Origin of the sequence: Neptuniibacter sp. UBA6509 (assembly GCA_002435145.1) — a bacterium.
Taxonomy (GTDB): Bacteria; Pseudomonadota; Gammaproteobacteria; order Pseudomonadales; family Balneatricaceae; genus Neptuniibacter.
The window spans coordinates 13463-31995 of the sequence record DJLT01000128.1 but is presented as its reverse complement, the minus strand read 5'-3'; the positions used below and the strand labels follow the sequence as shown (position 1 = coordinate 31995).

At 44.9% G+C, this 18533-nt stretch carries 20 protein-coding genes and 1 pseudogene; 11 read left to right on the top strand and 10 right to left on the bottom strand.

Going from position 1 to position 18533, the window contains the following annotated elements:
• The 4 genes from B4K11_RS17680 to B4K11_RS17665 all read left to right on the top strand — a co-directional run.
• On the top strand, window positions 1-183 hold a 183-nt coding region (locus B4K11_RS17680; protein WP_292950414.1), incomplete at its 5' end, for a hypothetical protein.
• Between the two features lies 1 nt (window position 184).
• Complete coding sequence (locus B4K11_RS17675) at window positions 185-613, top strand: MobC family plasmid mobilization relaxosome protein (protein ID WP_272965425.1); 429 nt, start codon at window positions 185-187, stop codon at window positions 611-613.
• The gene (locus tag B4K11_RS17670) at window positions 597-1934 is read left to right on the top strand and encodes a relaxase/mobilization nuclease domain-containing protein (protein WP_272966402.1); all 1338 of its coding nucleotides are present in this window, start codon (window positions 597-599) and stop codon (window positions 1932-1934) included. The genes B4K11_RS17675 and B4K11_RS17670 overlap by 17 nt, the downstream gene beginning before the upstream one ends.
• Before the next feature lie 14 nt (window positions 1935-1948).
• Window positions 1949-2275 carry a hypothetical protein gene (locus B4K11_RS17665; protein ID WP_272965423.1) on the top strand — a complete coding sequence of 109 codons (327 nt, stop codon included), beginning with the start codon at window positions 1949-1951 and terminating at the stop codon, window positions 2273-2275.
• An 8-nt stretch (window positions 2276-2283) separates the two neighbouring features.
• Here B4K11_RS17665 and B4K11_RS17660 read toward each other — a convergent pair whose 3' ends face one another.
• From B4K11_RS17660 to mads1, 9 genes and pseudogenes are all read right to left on the bottom strand, one after another.
• Window positions 2284-3195, bottom strand: coding sequence for a hypothetical protein (locus tag B4K11_RS17660; protein WP_272965422.1), 912 nt, complete (start codon window positions 3193-3195; stop codon window positions 2284-2286).
• Between the two features lie 233 nt (window positions 3196-3428).
• Window positions 3429-3770: a hypothetical protein gene (locus B4K11_RS17655; protein ID WP_272965421.1), complete on the bottom strand. Its 342-nt coding sequence runs from the start codon at window positions 3768-3770 to the stop codon at window positions 3429-3431.
• A gap of 33 nt (window positions 3771-3803) precedes the next feature.
• A complete protein-coding gene (locus B4K11_RS17650; protein WP_272965420.1) occupies window positions 3804-4316 on the bottom strand; it encodes an antirestriction protein ArdA in 513 nt (170 codons plus the stop codon).
• A gap of 399 nt (window positions 4317-4715) precedes the next feature.
• Window positions 4716-6067 (bottom strand): IS3 family transposase gene (locus B4K11_RS17645; RefSeq protein WP_272965419.1). Its coding sequence is split into 2 segments (ribosomal slippage): window positions 4716-5725 and window positions 5725-6067, totalling 1353 coding nucleotides; the frame shifts between segments, so codons are not numbered across the junction.
• Between the two features lie 56 nt (window positions 6068-6123).
• Window positions 6124-6606, bottom strand: a complete 483-nt coding sequence (locus B4K11_RS17640) for a type I restriction endonuclease (protein WP_272965418.1) — start codon at window positions 6604-6606, stop codon at window positions 6124-6126.
• A 1-nt stretch (window position 6607) separates the two neighbouring features.
• Entirely contained in the window at window positions 6608-7819 is a 1212-nt protein-coding gene (locus tag B4K11_RS17635; protein WP_272965494.1) for a restriction endonuclease subunit S, read from the bottom strand.
• Window positions 7820-7827: 8 nt separating this feature from the next.
• Window positions 7828-9300, bottom strand: a pseudogene (locus B4K11_RS17630) (type I restriction-modification system subunit M).
• Window positions 9300-10781, bottom strand: coding sequence for a type I restriction-modification system subunit M (locus B4K11_RS17625; protein WP_272965417.1), 1482 nt, complete (start codon window positions 10779-10781; stop codon window positions 9300-9302). Before B4K11_RS17625 ends, B4K11_RS17630 begins: the two are co-directional and overlap by 1 nt.
• A gap of 32 nt (window positions 10782-10813) precedes the next feature.
• Entirely contained in the window at window positions 10814-10999 is a 186-nt protein-coding gene (gene mads1, locus B4K11_RS17620; RefSeq protein ID WP_272965416.1) for a methylation-associated defense system helix-turn-helix domain-containing protein MAD1, read from the bottom strand.
• Between the two features lie 1101 nt (window positions 11000-12100).
• On the opposite strand from mads1, the gene B4K11_RS17615 reads away from it, so the two are divergent.
• The 3 genes from B4K11_RS17615 (at window position 12101) to B4K11_RS17605 (ending at window position 14220) form a co-directional block, all read left to right on the top strand.
• Window positions 12101-12436, top strand: a complete 336-nt coding sequence (locus B4K11_RS17615) for a helix-turn-helix domain-containing protein (RefSeq protein WP_272965415.1) — start codon at window positions 12101-12103, stop codon at window positions 12434-12436.
• Window positions 12433-13722, top strand: coding sequence for a type II toxin-antitoxin system HipA family toxin (locus B4K11_RS17610; protein WP_272965414.1), 1290 nt, complete (start codon window positions 12433-12435; stop codon window positions 13720-13722). Before B4K11_RS17615 ends, B4K11_RS17610 begins: the two co-directional genes overlap by 4 nt.
• A gap of 117 nt (window positions 13723-13839) precedes the next feature.
• The gene (locus tag B4K11_RS17605) at window positions 13840-14220 is read left to right on the top strand and encodes a VOC family protein (protein WP_272965413.1); all 381 of its coding nucleotides are present in this window, start codon (window positions 13840-13842) and stop codon (window positions 14218-14220) included.
• Between the two features lie 34 nt (window positions 14221-14254).
• Here the strand turns inward: B4K11_RS17605 and B4K11_RS17600 are convergent, their stop codons facing one another.
• The gene (locus tag B4K11_RS17600; protein WP_272965412.1) at window positions 14255-14731 is read right to left on the bottom strand and encodes a GNAT family N-acetyltransferase; all 477 of its coding nucleotides are present in this window, start codon (window positions 14729-14731) and stop codon (window positions 14255-14257) included.
• A 137-nt stretch (window positions 14732-14868) separates the two neighbouring features.
• Here B4K11_RS17600 and B4K11_RS17595 point away from each other — a divergent pair, with 137 nt between their 5' ends.
• The 4 genes from B4K11_RS17595 (at window position 14869) to B4K11_RS17580 (ending at window position 18486) form a co-directional block, all read left to right on the top strand.
• Complete coding sequence (locus B4K11_RS17595) at window positions 14869-15477, top strand: glutathione S-transferase family protein (protein WP_272965411.1); 609 nt, start codon at window positions 14869-14871, stop codon at window positions 15475-15477.
• Between the two features lie 10 nt (window positions 15478-15487).
• On the top strand, window positions 15488-16201 hold the full coding sequence (locus B4K11_RS17590; RefSeq protein ID WP_272965410.1) for a helix-turn-helix transcriptional regulator: 714 nt from the start codon (window positions 15488-15490) through the stop codon (window positions 16199-16201).
• A gap of 92 nt (window positions 16202-16293) precedes the next feature.
• Window positions 16294-17520 (top strand): MerR family transcriptional regulator, encoded by a 1227-nt coding sequence (locus B4K11_RS17585; protein WP_349675801.1) that lies wholly within the window; start codon window positions 16294-16296, stop codon window positions 17518-17520.
• Between the two features lie 216 nt (window positions 17521-17736).
• Window positions 17737-18486, top strand: a complete 750-nt coding sequence (locus tag B4K11_RS17580; protein WP_272965409.1) for an SDR family NAD(P)-dependent oxidoreductase — start codon at window positions 17737-17739, stop codon at window positions 18484-18486.
• The last annotated feature ends 47 nt before the right edge of the window (window positions 18487-18533 follow it).

Below are 18533 nucleotides of genomic sequence, written 5' to 3'. Positions count from 1 at the left end.
GGGCTTAAATGTGGTTGCGGGAGCTGGTTGCCAACGCTGTCTAAGCTGCTGGTCAATGCCCTTGATATTGCCTCTAAGCCACCACATATCAGCGCGTTACTATCTAGCTTAGAGGGAGCCCACGCTTCACAGGGCGCGGAGTATAACGGCGAAAGCCCCATTTTGACAAGTGGAGGGGCTTGAAATGGTCGATAAAACGCCAAAAACCAAGTATCCACCTCCATTTTCCATGAGATTTACCGAGGAAGAGCGCAAGGCGCTGGAGACGGCTGCGGCTGGCAGACCGCTCGCGGCTTACATTCGCTGGCTGATCTTCAAAGAAGATATGCCTGAAATGCCCAAAAAGCGCACGCGTGGCGAAACTGCTGATATTGATCAAAAGGCCATCGCCAAGCTAATTGGGGCGCTCGGCCAATCCCGCATCAGCGCCAATATTAACCAGCTCGCCAAGGCGGCTAATTCTGGTTCTCTCCCTGTCAATCATGACGTTGTGGAATCACTCAATGAGTCCGTTACGGCCATTCAGTGGATGCGCGACACCCTAATCAAGGCACTGGGGCTCAAGCCTCAAAGTGAACCAGAAAAGGAGGATAAAGATGATCCTCAAGGGTAATCAACGCGCTGGCGGTCGCCAAATGGCGCTTCACCTGCTCAACGGGGAGCAAAATGAGCACGTCAATGTGCATGAGGTGAGCGGCTTTATGGCGCAAGATGTTCTCGGCGCATTGAATGAAGCCTATGCGCTATCCAAGGGAACCAAGTGTAAGCAATTCATGTATTCCCTGAGCCTGAACCCGCCTCAGGATGAAAAGGTCGATATTGAGACCTTTGAAAAAACGCTGGAGCGCGTGGAGCAAAAGCTGGGGCTGCAAGGTCAGCCCCGCGTGGTGGTCTTCCATGAAAAGGAAGGCCGCCGCCATGCGCACTGCGTTTGGAGCCGTATCAATACGGACGAGATGAAGGCGGTCAATATCTCGCACCCAAAACTAAAGCTCAATGACCTTTCAAAATCACTGTATTTCGAACATGGCTGGAAGCTGCCTGAAGGATTCAAAGACAAAACCAAGAAAAACCCACTGAATTTCACCCGCGCCGAATGGCAGCAAGCGCAGCGTGTTGGCCGTAAAGCATCAGACATAAAAAGTGAGCTTCAGGAGTGCTGGGCAATATCCGACACCAAAACCAGCTTCGAGCATGCTCTTCGCGAAAAAGGCTACTTTTTAGCCAAAGGCGATAAGCGCGGTTTTGTGGCTTTAGATGTATATGGCGAAGTGTATTCACTCACGCGCCAGCTTGGGCAAAAAGCCAAAGCCCTAGAAGCGCGCCTTGGCAGTGCCAAGGACTTGCCATCAGTGCAGGAAGTGAAAAACGGCATACAAGGCCAGCTTTCAAAGCTGTTTGATTCTTACAAAGAAGAATTGCGCAGCGTACACAATGAAAAGCTCAAACCTCTGCTAGCAGATAAGGCCAAACTAACCAATGAACACCGCTCGGTACGCGCCAGCCTTAAGGAATATCAGCAAAAACGCTGGCAAGCTGAAGAATTGAAGCGTTCCGCCAGAATCCGCAAAGGCTTTAAGGGCATTTGGGACAAGCTCAATGGCCGCTACTGGAAAACCCGAAAACGCAATGAACAAGAAGCATGGCAAGCACATTTGCGTGATCGTAAACAGCAAGAAGAACTGATTCAAAAGCAGTTAACCGAGCGCCAGAACTTGCAAACGCAAATCCAATTGCTGCGCGACACCCAAGAAAAAGAACGCCAAGCGCTGGTACGCGATCTTAATCATGTTGCCAAACATGAAGAAAAGTCAAAACACGCTGAACGCTCGAAAACGAATACGCAAAGCAGAAATACTCAAAATACACATGCACCAAACCGTCAAAACAAGCGTGATGACGATAAAGGCATGGATTTTGAGCCTGAGATATAAGAAAGGACAATGGCATGGCTTGTGATAAATGCGAACATTGCGGAAACCGCTACCACTGGAGCCATGCCTTTTCAAAATTTGGCTACGATGACGGCGACGGAAAAATTGGAACATCTGAAGTCGCTGAGCTACTTGAAAGCGAAGGTTATGAAGTGTGTTACGGGCGCTGGCTTGCGCACAACACGCTCATTTTTTCTATCAAAAAAGACGGCATGGAATTCATGCCGCGCAATAATTCCGCAATTAGGATCGGCTATGACGATCCGACGATTTACTTGCCTGAAGATATTCAGGCGATACTAAACAGCAAAATGCCGTTTTTGGGCGTTTTTCCTTATTAGCGCGGCGATCAAAAAACAACAGGGCTACTGTCACTTTTTAAATTCAGAGAATTACGCATTGCGCGCAGTTCTTCGGATTTCGTTGGAGCAAAATATTCTACGCCTCTAACGTAAAGCTCTACCATTCTTTGTGATGACTCGCGCACCTTTCCAGTATCTGCATGATCGTCCAAAAATTCTAACGCAGCTTTATATAGCTGATAGGGAGCCGGTTCTTCTGAAGAATATTTTTCAACATAAGGGCTAAAAACTTGGGCAAAATCATTTTTATAATCAAGGTGATCGGGCATTTCGCCTCGTAAAGATAGACTGTCTTTGTTGTACCATTCATCGATATATATGGCTGTATCGTGAGATATATCATGCAAATGATTAAATGCGGTGACGGCTCGATACGAAATCATATAGTCGGTAACATCGGCATCTTTCATCAGGTCTAGCGAGGCGTCATCGCTTCTTAACTCGCTATATAGCTCAGAAGAGCCCGAACTATCTACCGCTGTCCCATGTTCTTGCACACAATACTCTTGATTGAACCGCTCCATGGGTTGCCCATGAGCCACCTCATGAACAAGTATATTAGCTTTAAATGTATTTCTTAGCTTCTCAGTAAGCTCTAAGTCGAATTCAGGTATGCCTGTAGTTTTGCTTATTAAATCATCAATTGTCTGGTCTTTATCAGGCATAAAAATCATACAATCGCCATGCGAAGCATGAAGGCTTGCCATGTCGCCATACACGCTCGGCAAAGCTCTTAATGGCTCGACTATTGCCCATAGAAAATCAAAGTTCTTTGCATTATTAGTAAATAAAAGTGCTGACAAATGGAGAGCAGAAAGGTGGCCGTGCTCGTGATAAACCCGCATGCCATCGGTTTTCATTCCCTCTACTATTTCCAGAGGAATATCATTTTCTTGCATATATTCCTCTAATGGTGAGGAAACAAGATCAGGCAAATTCAAAAGCGCAACTTCAAACGCAACGGTTAATCCAATAGCAGCTTGAGCGCCCCTTTTAAGTGTCTTCCGAACCAATCATTTAACTTTCTCTTTCTTATAGATTTTCTTACCATCGGATTTGCATTTATGCAAATTTGTGGTGTCTTTTGCAGTTAGCCGCCAAGCCCCAAGCTTGGCGGCGCAATTTTTATCGGTCAAAACAAATCGAGCTGCACGTCATCAGGATTTTTAACACCAAACAAACACCGCGCGGCTTTAATGGTGGCGTCTCCCTGAAATATAGGCGCTTCAGATGAAGGGATGAATATTTCCCATGCCGCCCATACTTTTAAGCCCGCGCCTTCGTAATGAAGGCGTATGCTATTGCTGCAACCTGAACCGCCGCAAATACCTAATTCATAACGAACCGCTTTTGCCATGTCGGCATCATTTAGACCTGTTGCCGCTCTGGCGCTCCATCTATCCAGCGCACCGCCTGTGCAGGTTAAAGCCCGTTTTAGTGATTTCTGTTTTTCTTCGTTTGTTAAATCACGCATTTTAAATTCCCTTTCCGCATGAAGGGAACCGCCTTAGCGGTTCCAAAATACATGCACTTCCTGATAGCCTGTTTCGATAGTGAAAATATCGCCGCTCATTTCCATGTCGCGCCCCATGCGCTCATAGTCGATATAAAATTCTAAATGGCTGGGCACTTCGCTTGTTTCTTCTGTGATCTCCTGCGCGCAATCTGAGAGGCTTGCATACTCGCCTTGATAATCCTCCTCCATGGCTTTCTGAGCTTCTTCAAGCGTTGAAAAATGGCTGATCAATTCGGCGGCTATCTCGCCATGCTCTTCAATAAAACAGGCTACTTCGTGCGCACTTTCTATCCCTTCATACTCTGACAGGCGATAACTGCCGTAACCTTCAAAGTCGTGAATGGCGTATTCCTCTGCATCCTCTACAGGGCTGGATTCCAACATACTGTTTATTTGGTCTTGAATGTCGTCAATGTCTGCCGTTGCATCAATCCAAACGCCATGCAAATAACCGCTGTTATACGCTGCCAAACATGCCACATAAATTCTGATTTCTTCGCTCATTGCTTTTCTCCTTAATCTTAAAAACACATCCCCTTTTGGGGTTGAAAACCCCAGACAAAGGAGCGAGAGAAGCGAGCGTAAGATCACATGTTTTGGCGTAATCCAGACAGGGGGAACCGCCCGTCCTGCACAAGCCCAGTCTTTTTGGGCGCGGAAGGAAGGGGGATGTCTTGATGGAGACAAGTTGTGTGATATTTTGACGTTTACCCAAAAGGGGCACGTAATTATTGAATCAAGCGAACACGATCAGTGATCTCGCGTTATTGAACTTTCAGCCTAGCGCAGCGAAAACTTTCGACGCCTTTTAAAGCAGTCGAGCTTTAGCACTGTACGTCGTCAGAGTATTTTGGACACGGTGCCTAAAAAAACAAGGTGTGCTTTTGGCTCGTTGGTTTAATTTTAAGCAGCCTTTTGCTGCCAATACAATTTTTTTCTTAAATCCATAGTTTTTGCCTTAATATTGCGGCGCTGCTGCAAGATGGTTTCACCTCGCCCCAGCCACACATCTTCGGGCGTTAGATTGTTCAAGCTTTCATGATATCTCCTCGTATTGTAGTGGTTAATAAATTCACCAATGCGGCTTTCTAACTCGCTTGGCAGGTAGTAATTTTCTAGAAGTATTTTGTCCTTCATCGTGCGATGCCACCGCTCGATCTTGCCTTGGGTCATGGGATGATAGGGCTTTCCACGGGTGTGCGTCATACCGTTTTCAGCGAGCCAGCCCTTAAGCTCTCCGCTAATATAGCATGGCCCGTTATCGCTCAACAGGCGCGGCCTGTGCTTGCGACTTAGACCTGCGGCTTTGAGGCCATCCTTGAGTGTCGCAGCCACATCCGAGGCCGCCATACCAGTGCATAGCCGCCAGCTCACGATATAGCGGCTATAATCATCAATCACGGTCGATAGATAATACCAGCCCCATCCTGTGACCTTCAGATAGGTAAAGTCTGTCTGCCAAAGCTGGTTGATTGCCGTTGTAGGCTGATCAAACTTGTCCTTCGCCTTCATCACGATCCATGCCGGAGAAGTCAGGAGATCCTGGTCTTTCAAAATGCGGTAGACCGTAGCCTCAGACACGAAGTAACCTTGGCTTTCCGTGAAACGGATAGCCAACTCACGCGGTGATAACTCGGGTTCGTTAAGAGCCAGATCAACCAGAGCTTTGCGCTGTCCATCAGGTACTTTGTTCCACACAGATGTGGGGCGGGGCTTTTGATCCGCCAGTGCCTCATAACCGCCCGATAAGTAACGATCATACCAGTTATAGAAGGTTGAGCGCGAAATACCGAGCTTCTCACATGTACGGCGGATGCCAAGTGCGCTCTCCTCAACGGTGCGAATGATCTCGTATTTAGATGCAGGGGAATATCTCATATACCGTCCTCCCCAGCCAGATGACCGCTTTTTTTAAGAAGGCGGTGCTCAAGGATTTCTTCAGCCAAAGCCTCCTTCAGTTCGGAGTTTTGTTTGCGCAGCTCCTTAACCTCGCTGGTGCTCGCCTCGCGCATAGTGTCGCCTTCAAGGCGTTTCTTGCCAGCTTCCAGAAACTCACGGCTCCAGCGGTAGTACAGGTTCTGATGGATGCCTTCTTGGCGGCAGAGCTCAGCGACACTCTCCTCACCGCGAATGCCGGCCAGAACAATGCGGATCTTTTCCTCGCTATTGAATTTACGCCGCGTCTGGCGCTTCACATTACGGACGATAGCATCTGCTTCCGCCTTATGGGTTTTAGGACTTTGTTTTTTGCTCATCTTCGACTCCTTCGTCGTCTTCGATAAGCCAAAAACATCACCTTAGCAATCAAGCGCTAACTGTCCAACATGTGCTGACGGGGTACAGTTTCGCGGTGATGGATGCGGAACTGATTGGTGACGATATATTGGTTATTGGTGAGATTTTCGAAGTCAATTAAACGAACAGGCACATGGCGGTTATTCTCGCCGAAAGGCATAGTTTTCTCGCCTGTCAGCCACAAGAAGAATTCTTCATTGGCCTTTACCAGACCGATCTGATTGACCGAAATTAAAATAGCGCGGAGTTTGTAGATGACCTCATCAGCTAGTTCAGGCTTGGCTTGAATTTCTGGGTTAAGACGCAGTAACGCCTCTTTTATCTGCGGCTCAACGAGCACTTCATTAACACCACGGCCAAGTTGCTCCGAGCTTTGATATTGCCACTCGGCGCTATAAGGCTGCAAAGGTGTCTCAGCGACTTTACTCTGATTGAGATTCAAACCCGCCAATTGATTGACAATGTAATGCTCTACGCTATTTAATTCCGTAAACCCCATTTTAAAACACCTGATTGACCAGTTTCAGCAGCAAGGCTTTCCCCTCACACACTTTTGTGTTAACACTGTTTTCTGCAAACTCAATCCGAAAAACCTGTGACATCAGATGCTTTTGAAATTCTAAATCTGGTGTTGGTATTAACAACCTCTTCAAGTTGTTTGCGTTGATATTCGATTGACTCACACCTGGCGTTCGGTATTTTCTTATTTTTGAGAGACCAATAGGGGAGTTCATGTAAAAGTTAAGGTACTCAGGAAGCAGTTTACTTTTGTCGGTAACAATGCGAATCAAATAAGAAGCAAATGAGAACCTCTTTTCCTCATTAAATATGCATGTTTTTCCTACTAATTCATAACTATTGGTTCTGTTAAATAAGATGTCGCCTTGATTCAAGATGAAATCGTCAAGGTTATTGTAGTTTTCAGCAACAAACTTCAAATCATTTATATCTAGAACCCCATTCTGTAAGTTATTCATTCTAAGCACAGGAATATCGCCAGAATTTTCTAAGCTCTCAGAAATACCATATTGGAATCTGGTAGCTAGTTCACCTAATTTATGGACCGGAAAATTAGACTTTTTACGCCCAAACTCACCCAGAGAATCTACAGGAGTGTAAATAGCGCTATTGAAAAAGCTTGTTTTCCGCCGACCTAAAGAAGCCCTCAACTCAATATCTGCCTGAATACTAAGATCAATGCCTTGCAATAGATCCAAAATATCTTTTTGCTTAGACAATGGCGGCAACAGAAATTCATAACCAGATAGATCCTTCCAATTTACATATGGATTCACTGAGCCTTTTGAGTTTTGAATCGAATGCAGAGAGAACCCCTCTGACAGCATGACAAAAGGCAATAGTCTCTTATCAATTCGTTTTTCATTTGCTTTAACAACAAACGTCGTGTTTGACGTAATACCGTCAAACGGCGCAACTACAACCTTTCGTAAATATGTTCGTCTTGAACCATATAAAATATCCCCCTCTTCAAACTTTCGGATAAATGCTGGCCCAAGATACTCGTCTTTTAGCTCTCCCCATTCTCGCAAATGTAAGTCTTCTGAATACATATGCTCGCCCTTTACATAGCGAGTTAGATCGGTATTTTCGCGATCAACAGTCCCTTTTTGTTGAATTGCCACATCTCCAAACTTTACCAACTCCCAATCAGAACGGTCAATCTCAAGATCACCTGAAGTTTGCTCTAGCATTGCTTGCACTATATGCACTCCTTTAATAGGGCATTCATCGAATCTTTTAGAGCATCGCTTGCGGTGATCCAATTTCTCAACGATTCTTGAAAATCAAGTTTACTCCCTGAGTTATCACACTTGACGTAAAAATTAACATTCATGTTTCCGTTCAACTCCATAATTTCATTTAAGCTGGCAACCTTAGCGAAATGAGGAATGTCGATGAAATCTCTATATGCCTGATATAGTCTGTCGATATGGTTACCCGATAGAAAAGCTTGGCCTTTATTGTTTACAACATCATCCTTGCCGTTAATAAAGAGCACTTTGCCTTTTCTTTGATCAGGCTTGTTGGTATTTCCCACCAAGATCATCGCTTCCATCGGTGAGTTGTAAAACAAATTCGCCCCTATTCCAATAACCGCTTCTATATGATCTGTTTCTAGCATTTTTCGGCGCATCTCTGCTTCTGCATCTCGAAATAGAATTCCATGAGGCCACAGAATTGCGTACCTTCCGTTTACTTTATCTAGACTCTTATGGATGTGCTGTTGGAAGGCATAGTCTGCGCACCCTTGTGGCGGCGCACCCCAAAGGTTACGGCCATAAGGATCACTTTCGAACAGTTTCCTATCCCAGGATTTAATTGAATATGGTGGATTTGCAAGAATGACATTGAACTTCTTGAGCTGATCATTTTCCAGAAAGCCAGGGTTAGTTAAAGTATCTCCTCGAATGATTGAGAATTCTTCAATTCCGTGCATAAACATATTCATGCGGGCGATAGCTGAAGTTATTAGGTTTACCTCTTGTCCGAATAATTTTAGTGTTCTGTATTCTTTAGCTTCTTCTTTCAAATGCAGGGCACAATTCTAAAGCAAGCCACCAGAACCACAAGTAGGATCATAAACTGACTCTCCTGGCTGCGGGTCCATGATCATGGTCATTAGCTTTACTACGGTTCGATTTGTATAGAACTCGGCGGCTGTATGACCGCTATCGTCTGCAAATTCCTTTATGAGGTATTCGTAGGCATTGCCCAGTTTATCGTCAGGCACGTTGCTAAGATTCAGCTTGTGCTGGGAAAAATGCTCAATCAGATTAGTGAGCATCGCATCAGACAAGCGATCTTTGTTTGTCCAACTTGCATCACCGAAAATGCCTTCTAGCGTATCTGGGTTCGCTTTCTCAATAGCTCGCATAGCATTTTGTAAGGTGAGGCCAACGTTCACCGTTGTTTCACGCACGTCTTTCCAATGTGCACCTTCTGGAATTTGGAAGTGGTGGTTTTCGGCAAACGATGCGTATTCCATGTCGCCATCGGACTCTGCTAATGCATTTTCAAATTCTTCATCGTAAACATCGGAGATACGCTTAAAGAAAAGCAGTGGGAAAATATATTGCTTGTAATCACCAGCGTCGATGGTACCGCGCAAAGTCGTTGCCGCGCCCCACAGATAATTTTCCAATGATTTTTGATCTAGCTCTTTTGCTGACATTAGATAAAACGCTCCAACACTGATTTAAAATCCCTTTCCGCTTTCAAACTTGCTTCCCACGCTGCTTTTAATTCGGTCTCGGCTTGTTCAACACTGAGCAAATCGTCTTCAACTATTTTCTCTACATATAAAGGAATATTAAGATTAAAATCGTTTTCCTGAATATCCTTAACACATACAATTTTCGTATGATTTTCTACATCTCTATAATCACTTACCCAATCATGTATTTGCTTAACGTGTAAGGGTTCTAAATGATTCTGGGCACGCCCTACCCGGAACAGCTCTGATGCATCTACAAAAAGTACTTTTCCTTTTTTATTGACCTCTTTGTTTTGCTTAATCACCACAATGCATGTTGCCAAAGGGCTACCATAGAAAATGTTAGGCCCCAAACCAATCACAGCTTCTAGCAAATCATGCTCTATCAAATACCTCCTAATTCTCGCTTCCGCATTCGGTCTAAAAATTGCTCCGTGAGGAAGAACCACGGTCATTCTTCCCGTGCTATTCATTGATTTGACCATATGCTGAACCCAGGCTAAATCACCGTTACCTTTTGGGGGAATACCCGATACACCTCGCCCATAGGGATCATTAGCCCAATTCTCGGCACCCCAATCTTTGAGGGAGAATGGTGGGTTTGCTATGACACAGTCGAATGTTTGAAGACCATCAGCTTCGAAGAATGCTGGGTCTCTTAGAGTATCGCCACGCAGTATTTTGAAATCTTCAATACCGTGCAGGAACATGTTCATACGTGCAATTGAGCTGGATGTTAGGTTCTTTTCTTGTCCGTAGAGCTTCAGGGTACGGTAGTCTTCATTATTATGTTTGAGGTGATCAACGCACTCCAACAGCATTCCGCCTGTTCCGCAGGCAGGGTCGTAAATTGTTTCGCCTTCATGGGGATCAAGAATCAAGCCTAGTAGATGCACTACGGATCGCGGGGTGTAGAACTCTCCGGCCTTTTTATTGGTTAGGTCTGCAAAGTGTTTTATTAAATACTCATAGGCGTTACCCAGTATGTCAGGATTCGCGTTTTCTCTGCCCAATGTGTGTTGCGAAAAGTGCTCAATCAGGTTGATTAACAGGCTATCGGATAACTTATTTTTGTTACTCCATTGGGCATCACCGAATATGCCGTAGAGAAATTCTTGGTTCGCTTTTTCGATTCCGCGCAAAGCATGTTCAATGGCTTGGCCAACGTTGGTGGTTGTTTCGCGAACATCACGCCAATGGCAGCCCTCTGGAATCTCAAAGCGATGCATCTCGGGTAAGGAGGCGTATTCGGTATCGCCATCGGATTCCGCCAAGGCGGTTTGGTATTCTTCATCATATACATCCGACACACGTTTGAAGAATAACAAGGGAAAGATGTAGACCTTGAAATCCGAGGCATCTACTGGCCCTTTGAGAATCCAGGCTGCCTTCGAAAGGTATTGCTCTAGCTGTGATAAGGTTAATTTTTCACCTTGCATCTATTTTGTTTTTCCTATTTCCACGCGCTCAATTACGAACTTTTATTCTCAGATTTCTGTTCTTCAATCCAGCGATCAATATCTTCTCGCTTGAATCGCCAGCTACCACCCACTTTGAAACCGGGCAATTTGCCCGCAGCGGCCAATTTGTAGGCTGTCTTTTCAGCGAGCTTTAAGTACGCCGCGACCTCTTTCAAGGTCAAAATTTCATCAGTCATAGCATATTCTGCCCTCATAACCATAGGGGAGAATATGGGAAAATAGAGGAATCTACAACCAAAGATATTTATGCTGGCGCAGTTATATACATACGCATCCAAGGTCGCACCTTGGTCGTCCTCCACTGGCGAAACAGTGGTCGAGGTTAAGCGTCGAAACGCTTACGGCATCCAATCCGCGCAGGGTTGGTTGAGGGAGTTCATGAGGGGCTATGACATGCCCCTTTGATTGATGGGAAGTCCATGAAGGGAGAGCTAACTTCTCCATTCTGGTTGATGGGGATGCAAGGGGAGAGCAAAATCTTGCCCTTGCCCATGGGGTTCTTAGGGGTAGCTCGGAGGCTCCCATAAGTGGTGATCGAACGGCCAATCGTTCGCTGGTGCAGCATACCAATCACTATTGATTGCGCACCTGATAAGCTCTTGCCAGAGAATGATAATTCGACGCTTAGAGCGCCGCCTGAGGATAGAACGGACGGGGCAACTTCCTTCTCAAGATAGGTGCGGGGAGGGAAAAATCTCCGATTTTGTACTACACGCACACATCTTGCGGTCATCGTAAAGCCGCGCCAATAGCGGAACTTTTAATAGGTAAGGCTGAATTGCAGCAATTTATTCCTATTAACTCTTGTCTCATCTTCACGATGACGGTGTTGCTGAGGCCTGCCCCAAGGGCAGAAGTTTACTTTTTAATGCTTCGCACCCAATACCTGTTTACCGACTGCCGATATCGATTACAAGCGCGATGTTGAATCATCATCGAGGCCGTCGGATGATCGATGGCATTGCCATCAGGTCATATAGGGTGGGCTTGGCGGCCAGTCAGTTTTCCGTGGTGCTCTGCGCTACTTGCTATGCAAATCGGGAAAACTGGCTGGGGGCTTTTAGGGCTTTGAGATTTGGCTCACCTCAAAATGAGCACAATAAGCGAATTTTGGCACAACACAATAAGCGAACAGCAGCACATAAAAAAAGCAATACATATGTTTCTTTATATAGTTGAATCGCCCCGATCACTAAAAAGAAACTTATATGTTGCCAAAATTACAAAAAGAAACTAATATGTTTCTTATAGGTAAATAGCAACATATGAGTTTCATCATGGATTCATTATTAGAACAAATCAAAAAACGCCGTATCGCGCTAGAACTCAAGCAGCACGATATGATGCTGCGTGTTGGTATATCGCGCCAGCAATATCAGCGCTTGGAATCCAAGGGCAACCCTCGGCTTGATACTCTAGAGCTAGTCGCTAAGGGGCTAAAAAGTGAGTTGCTGCTAATACCACAAGAAAAATTGAATGCTGTGCTGGCGGTACTGGCCGACGATAACCCGTCATCAACTGGGGCACCAACCAAGCAAAGCAAGACGGGAAGAGAACAAAGTGACCCACTGGCCGATGATCCATGGCAGGGTTTGCTGGGAGAGAATGAATGAGCACAGATAGCAATGATGAAGTAAATGTTCTACAGCTCTCAATTCATGGCGTGCTGATCGGCTATCTCGCAGGGTTTAATAATGGCCGCAATGTCTTGAGCATTGCAGACTCATTTAAAAACGATCCTGATCGTCCGACATTCAGCCTGATTACTCATCCCGCGTTTCCGAATGTGGCTAAGCTCATGGCTGCGCCATGGGCACGAAATCAACGGCTGCATCCAGTACTTTCAAACTTGTTACCAGAGGGGTCATTACGTGAGCTGATCGCACAAGGCCTGAAAGTGCATGTAGATAATGAATTTCACATTTTCTCGTATCTTGGCGAAGATTTGCCGGGGGCAATCGAAGCCATGCCAATGGAGCCTGAAGATGTTCCCGTCCTTTTATTAGAGAGTGTCCTGAGTACGCACGGAAAGGCTAAGGCGGTTAAGTTCGATAAGGTCACCCAAGAAAACAAGTTTTCCTTGGCTGGCGTGCAAATGAAATTTTCCATGAAGGAAAAGGATGGGCGCTATAACTTATCAAAGGGTGACGTGCTGGGTGACTGGATCATCAAAACGCCTTCAACCAAGCACAAGTTTGTGCCACTGAACGAATATACCGCCATGTCGCTGGCGGGGCTCGTTGGCGTTGATATTCCTGAGATCAAATTGGTTGAGCTGAATCAGCTAGACAATCTGCCACAAATTAACTTACCCGATGAAAAGCAGGCCTTTGCCATCAAGCGATTTGATCGTGAAGACAATCAACGTATTCACATGGAAGACTTCGCACAAATTCTGGTGAAGTACCCGCACGAAAAATATACTTCGGCTAATTACGAGAATATCGGCAAAGTCATTTATGACTTTTCTGGCGACGGCCTTGCCGACGCTCAACAGTTCGCAAGGCGATTGCTGGTGAATATTCTCTTGGCCAATGGCGATGCACATCTCAAGAACTGGAGCTTTCTATATCCCGATAAGATTACGCCACGGCTGTCTCCTGCCTACGACATCGTTACAACCAATGTATATATCGAAAACGAAACCCAGTACGCGCTCAATCTCGGTAAAACCAAAGAATGGTATACCGTCACCGTGGCGCATTTTCAGTCGTGGGCAGATAAGTCGGGTATTCCGTGGCGAGCGATCAAACCTCATTTAGATGACACAATGACAAAAGCGAGAGAGTTATGGCCTGAGGCTCTGAAAGCGTTACCGATGGACGAAGCGCACAAAGATACGCTCAGAGAACATTGGGTAAAACTTCATGATGAATTCAAAATTAATGCCATAAAGTAAGCCTGTTTTAAGAGTAAGCAGTGTATCAAACGCCGGAAAATTCAGAAGGAACAAAATCTTGTGTTTCTTCGGAGAAGAATTTTTTGAACTAACAAAACCATTAAAAAGGACCGAACAATGAATATGAATCAGGTGATGCTACCCGTTTCAAACATGGATGAAGCAACAGATTTTTATAGGCGAATGGGGTTCCTACAAATAGTAGATACTCCTCATTATGCTAGATTCGAATGCCCTGAAGGGCAGTCAACATTTTCTCTTTTTCTTGAAAAGAAGAAATGTCTAAATGGTAGTGTCATATACTTTGAGAATCACGAAATAGATAAATTGGTATCTGATCTCAAAGAACAAGGGTTCAAATTTGATCAAGAGCCGATGGATATGGAATATCTATGGAGAGAAGCAATATTACATGACCCATCAGGTAATAAGATAAAACTATATTGGGCTGGTGCCAATCGTCTAAATCCACCCTGGAGGGTAGAGCGAGGCGAATAAACGTGCAACCACTTACATCGCCTCACCTTAGTTTTTACACATGTATAGCTGATAGTCGAAATCGAACAAATTGCTGGCCACCGATTAAATAGTTTCCATCTTCGACAAAACCAAATCGAGTGATGGCTTTCGAGTTTGGCCTATCAATCGGTAAGAGCGCTGTTATTGACTCCAGCTTCCAATCAACAAACGCAATATTTTTGATCTTATCAAATACCTTTCTTCCATAGCCCCAAAAGTCAGGGTGGAGCACTAAGGCAAAATCTATCTCTCCGTTTTCGGGCTGCAACCCTCCCCATCCAGCAAAATTGTTATTAACTAATACAATCCAAGGGCCAATCCCATATTCTTCCCAGAGTTGCTTTTTCGACCTTAAAAATTCTCGGCAATTCTCCTCCGAAAAAGCGCCCTCCAGTAATGGCAGGTGCTTGCCTACTAAAGGGTTATTCATTAAATCAATGAGCTGTTTTTCGTACATTTCACTGAGATGAACAAATGTAATTTCTCCCACAAATTAGCTCCTTTCGTAACTTCTTCTCTCACTCATTTTTACATTTCGAAAGACTGCTGACAGGAGGTGACAGCAGTGCTCTGTTAATCTTTCGGCGCGTTTATTTATCATCCAAACCCTAACTTAAGGATATCTTTATGTATACACTTTATGGCTTTCCATTCTCACAGCACAGTCGACGTGTGGTTTCTCTATTAGAAGAGACTGGCTTAGAATACGAATTTAAAAACGTCGACATGATGAATGGTGAGCATATGTCACCAACATATTTGGAGATCAATCCAAATCATCAGGTTCCCACGTTAATTGCCGATAATGTTAAGATTCACGAGTCAAATGCGATATTACGCTATCTTTGTAGCAAGCATGACTTGGAGGCTTGGTACCCTCAGGATGCAGATCAGCGAGCGGCTGTAGATCAGTGGCTGGACTGGATTCAATGCCGTTTATCTCCCGCTGTTCTCGGTATTGTGCTTAACAAAGTATTTATGGGAGAGGACGCTGATCAAGATGCTATCAAGCAAGGGCAAGAAAAAATGGTAGAGTTGTCGCCTCTGCTAGAGAAAACCTTTGCTGATTCGCAGTTTCTTTGCGGCGCAAGGCCGACCATCGCCGATCTTGCGCTTGTCTCTAATATATTTCATCTGGGTTTAGCAGACGAACTTCCCACAGGGGAAAGCACTGGAAGGTGGTACAAGGCCATGCTAGAAATGGATGGCGTTAAAAAGTCATTACCAGAAATGTGAAAAGAGCCTTATGTCAGCGACAAGACGACTTTTTAGTATTATTCAGACCTTGCGATCGGCCAAGCGGCCGATCACTGCGCAACAATTATGTGAGCAGCTGGAGGTCTCGTTACGCACTATCTATCGAGATATTGCAGAGCTTCAGGCTCAGAACATCCCAATAGAGGGGGAGGCAGGCATTGGTTACATTTTGAGAGATGGCTACGACATGCCTCCTTTGATGCTTACGTTAGATGAGCTGGAGGCTGCGCTTTTAGGGGCTCAATGGGTTGCCGAGCGTGGTGATGAGAAACTCTCGATCGGCGCGAGAAGCTTGGTTGAAAAGCTAAACGATGTCGTACCTCAGCACCTAAAAAAAGTCGCTGATTCTTTGGTTGTTGTAGCCCCCTGCCTTACGCCTATCATCTCCGATACGATAGACTCCGAGGTTTTGCGTGAAGCAATGCGCTCGCGAAAGAAAGTCAAAATAGAATATACAGATGGAGCTGGCAAGGTTAGCCAGCGAACTATTTGGCCTTTTATGCTTGCCTATTTCGAAACGGTTAAACTCGCTGTCGCATGGTGCGAAAAACGAGAAGGATTCAGGCACTTTCGCACGGACAGAATAGTGGATATGGAGGTTTTAGAGGAACAGTTTCCTGCTACAACCCAACAGCTTAAGCAGGACTGGTGGGAACAGGAAAAAGAAAAGCCACGTGTTTACGCAAAAGATAGCCTAAGTTAGCAGCAAAATTAAAACTCTAATCTCGATCAGCCAACGCATCATAAGCGCTAACTTCCTTGTAAAAAACTCATTAAAATCTATTGACCTATCTACTGCTTTACAGTTTAAGGTGCTTACAGTCACTTCCTAGAAGGTATAACTCTCTGTATACAATATCAGAACTTGCAAGCAAAGTTGGATTATCAAGAACCACTCTTCTTTACTATGAAAAGATTAGGTTGATCTCTGGCGACAGACAACCGAATGGCTATCGAGTATATACCGAGAAAGATTTACAGCGAATCTTGTTGATCCAAAAATTGCAATCTGGTGGTTTGACACTGAAGGAGTGTAAAGCATGCCTTGAGGAAAAAGTTGATAAAGCGCTATTGCTGGAGCGTTTAACAGCACTTGATAAAGAGATTGAGCAAAAACAGCAGTCTAAAAAGTTGCTTGTGGCCTTAATCGGTGAAGGTGACACCAAAGCGTGGCACGAAGACTTAAATAAGCGGGCACCTGATGCTCATTTAGAGTGGTTATTAACTCAGGGTTTTAGCGATAAAGAAGCTCTACAACTGAAGTGGTTATCAAAGAATATGAACGAACACGACTTATATATGAATGATTTCATGAAGATTTTTGAAACACTAGAGCGATGGGGGCCAGGTAGTGAGGAAGATACCAAAAAAGCATTACTCGCTGTACCAAAATTGCCAGAATCCATTCTGGAGATAGGTTGCGGTAAAGGGCTTTCTACTGAAGTATTGGCAAAATGTAGTAACGCAGAGATTACAGCCTTGGACAATGAGCAATCAGCTCTTGATAGGCTGGAGCAGCGCTTTGCGCAACAATGTCTGGTTGACCAACTCAACACGGTTTGTGCAAGCATGACGAAGCTACCTTTTCCAAAAAACAGTTTTGACCTTCTATGGGCGGAAGGAAGTGCCTATGTAATCGGAATAGAAAATGCATTGGCGCAATGGCGTTCTGTAATTAAAAAGCACGGGTATTTAATGCTCAGCGATATGGTCTGGCGAACATCGACTCCGAGCTGTGAGTCAATTGAGTTTTGGGAACAAGAATATCCGGATATTCAACTGGTTCAGACCAGAATTAATCAAATGAAAAAAGCCGGTTATCAGGTTATTGATCACTTCCCACAAAGCGAAAGCGCATGGCTAAACTACTATACGCCATTGGGGAAGCGACTAAGCGAGCTAGAAGAGGATTTGGCAGATAGCTCCGCATTCAAAGATGTACAAAATGAGGTGAAGATTTGCACTCAATTTGGTCATGAGTTTGGCTATCACATGTTCATTCTAGAAAAATTCAATTCTTAATCCCGTATTTGTGTTTTCGACGCTTAGACATCTAAGCGTCGTAACGCCTCAAAATCCTACCTTTTTGACTGAGTAAGCTAGCGTTGCGTTTCATTTAACGGCACATTGTCTTGACATTAATAGTAGATCGGTCTAATAATAAATAACAAAAGTCGAACTACTCATCTGTCTTATCGACTTTTTCGACCACAACGTAATGACCGTGAGGCTAAGGAAATGAAAAAATTAGAGGGCAAGGTAGCCGTAGTAACAGGCGGGAATAGCGGTATTGGTTTTTCGGTAGCAAAGATGTTTTCTGATCATGGCGCTAAGGTCGTTATATTTGGTCGCGATGCAGAGTCCCTGAAGGACGCAGACATAGCTCTTGCTGGGGAAAGCATGTTTATAAAAGGCGATGTCTGTTCTCAGGATGACCTAGAGACATTGTTTCGGAAAACACGGAACCACTTCGGCACCATCGACATTGTTGTCGCTAACGCGGGAGGAGCCATAATGCAGCCATTTCTGGAGGTTACAGAAGAAGACTTTAATTATCAGAGTGATGTTAATTTCAAAGGCGTATTTTTTACGCTTCAAAAGGCGGTTCCATGTATGAACGATAGTGGAGCGGCCATTATCGTATCATCAAGTGCTAACTGCCGAGCTGTACCGGGCATGAGTGTCTACGGCTCAGCCAAAGCTGCTGTAAGAGCACTTGCCCGAACTTTAACCCAGGAGCTCGCACCTCGAAAAATACGTGTAAATGTTCTTACTCCTGGCCCAGTCATGACAGCGGCGTACAGTCGAACGGGTCTGTCAGAGGAAGAGATCGCCGATTTTCAGGCACTGCAAGCGTCCCAGATCCCGCTTAAGCGAATTGGACAGCCAGACGAAATAGCAGCAGCTGCACTATTTCTCGCTTCATCGGACTCTTCTTTTGTGGCTGGGGCTGAACTGGTTGCTGACGGTGGCATGACACAGATCTGACATTAGGATTATCGATACTTTCCCAATTTAACCTGACAAATGATGAT

Coding starts and splice junctions, on each gene's coding strand:
- B4K11_RS17590 (WP_272965410.1), top strand. CDS start 15,488: ATGTCAGCGACAAGACGACTTTTTAGTATTATTCAGACCTTGCGATCG.
- mads1 (WP_272965416.1), bottom strand. CDS start 10,999: ATGACTGATGAAATTTTGACCTTGAAAGAGGTCGCGGCGTACTTAAAG.
- B4K11_RS17610 (WP_272965414.1), top strand. CDS start 12,433: ATGAGCACAGATAGCAATGATGAAGTAAATGTTCTACAGCTCTCAATT.
- B4K11_RS17635 (WP_272965494.1), bottom strand. CDS start 7,819: ATGCTAGAGCAAACTTCAGGTGATCTTGAGATTGACCGTTCTGATTGG.
- B4K11_RS17640 (WP_272965418.1), bottom strand. CDS start 6,606: ATGGGGTTTACGGAATTAAATAGCGTAGAGCATTACATTGTCAATCAA.
- B4K11_RS17675 (WP_272965425.1), top strand. CDS start 185: ATGGTCGATAAAACGCCAAAAACCAAGTATCCACCTCCATTTTCCATG.
- B4K11_RS17615 (WP_272965415.1), top strand. CDS start 12,101: ATGGATTCATTATTAGAACAAATCAAAAAACGCCGTATCGCGCTAGAA.
- B4K11_RS17665 (WP_272965423.1), top strand. CDS start 1,949: ATGGCTTGTGATAAATGCGAACATTGCGGAAACCGCTACCACTGGAGC.
- B4K11_RS17650 (WP_272965420.1), bottom strand. CDS start 4,316: ATGAGCGAAGAAATCAGAATTTATGTGGCATGTTTGGCAGCGTATAAC.
- B4K11_RS17655 (WP_272965421.1), bottom strand. CDS start 3,770: ATGCGTGATTTAACAAACGAAGAAAAACAGAAATCACTAAAACGGGCT.
- B4K11_RS17595 (WP_272965411.1), top strand. CDS start 14,869: ATGTATACACTTTATGGCTTTCCATTCTCACAGCACAGTCGACGTGTG.
- B4K11_RS17625 (WP_272965417.1), bottom strand. CDS start 10,781: ATGCAAGGTGAAAAATTAACCTTATCACAGCTAGAGCAATACCTTTCG.
- B4K11_RS17670 (WP_272966402.1), top strand. CDS start 597: ATGATCCTCAAGGGTAATCAACGCGCTGGCGGTCGCCAAATGGCGCTT.
- B4K11_RS17580 (WP_272965409.1), top strand. CDS start 17,737: ATGAAAAAATTAGAGGGCAAGGTAGCCGTAGTAACAGGCGGGAATAGC.
- B4K11_RS17660 (WP_272965422.1), bottom strand. CDS start 3,195: ATGCAAGAAAATGATATTCCTCTGGAAATAGTAGAGGGAATGAAAACC.
- B4K11_RS17605 (WP_272965413.1), top strand. CDS start 13,840: ATGAATATGAATCAGGTGATGCTACCCGTTTCAAACATGGATGAAGCA.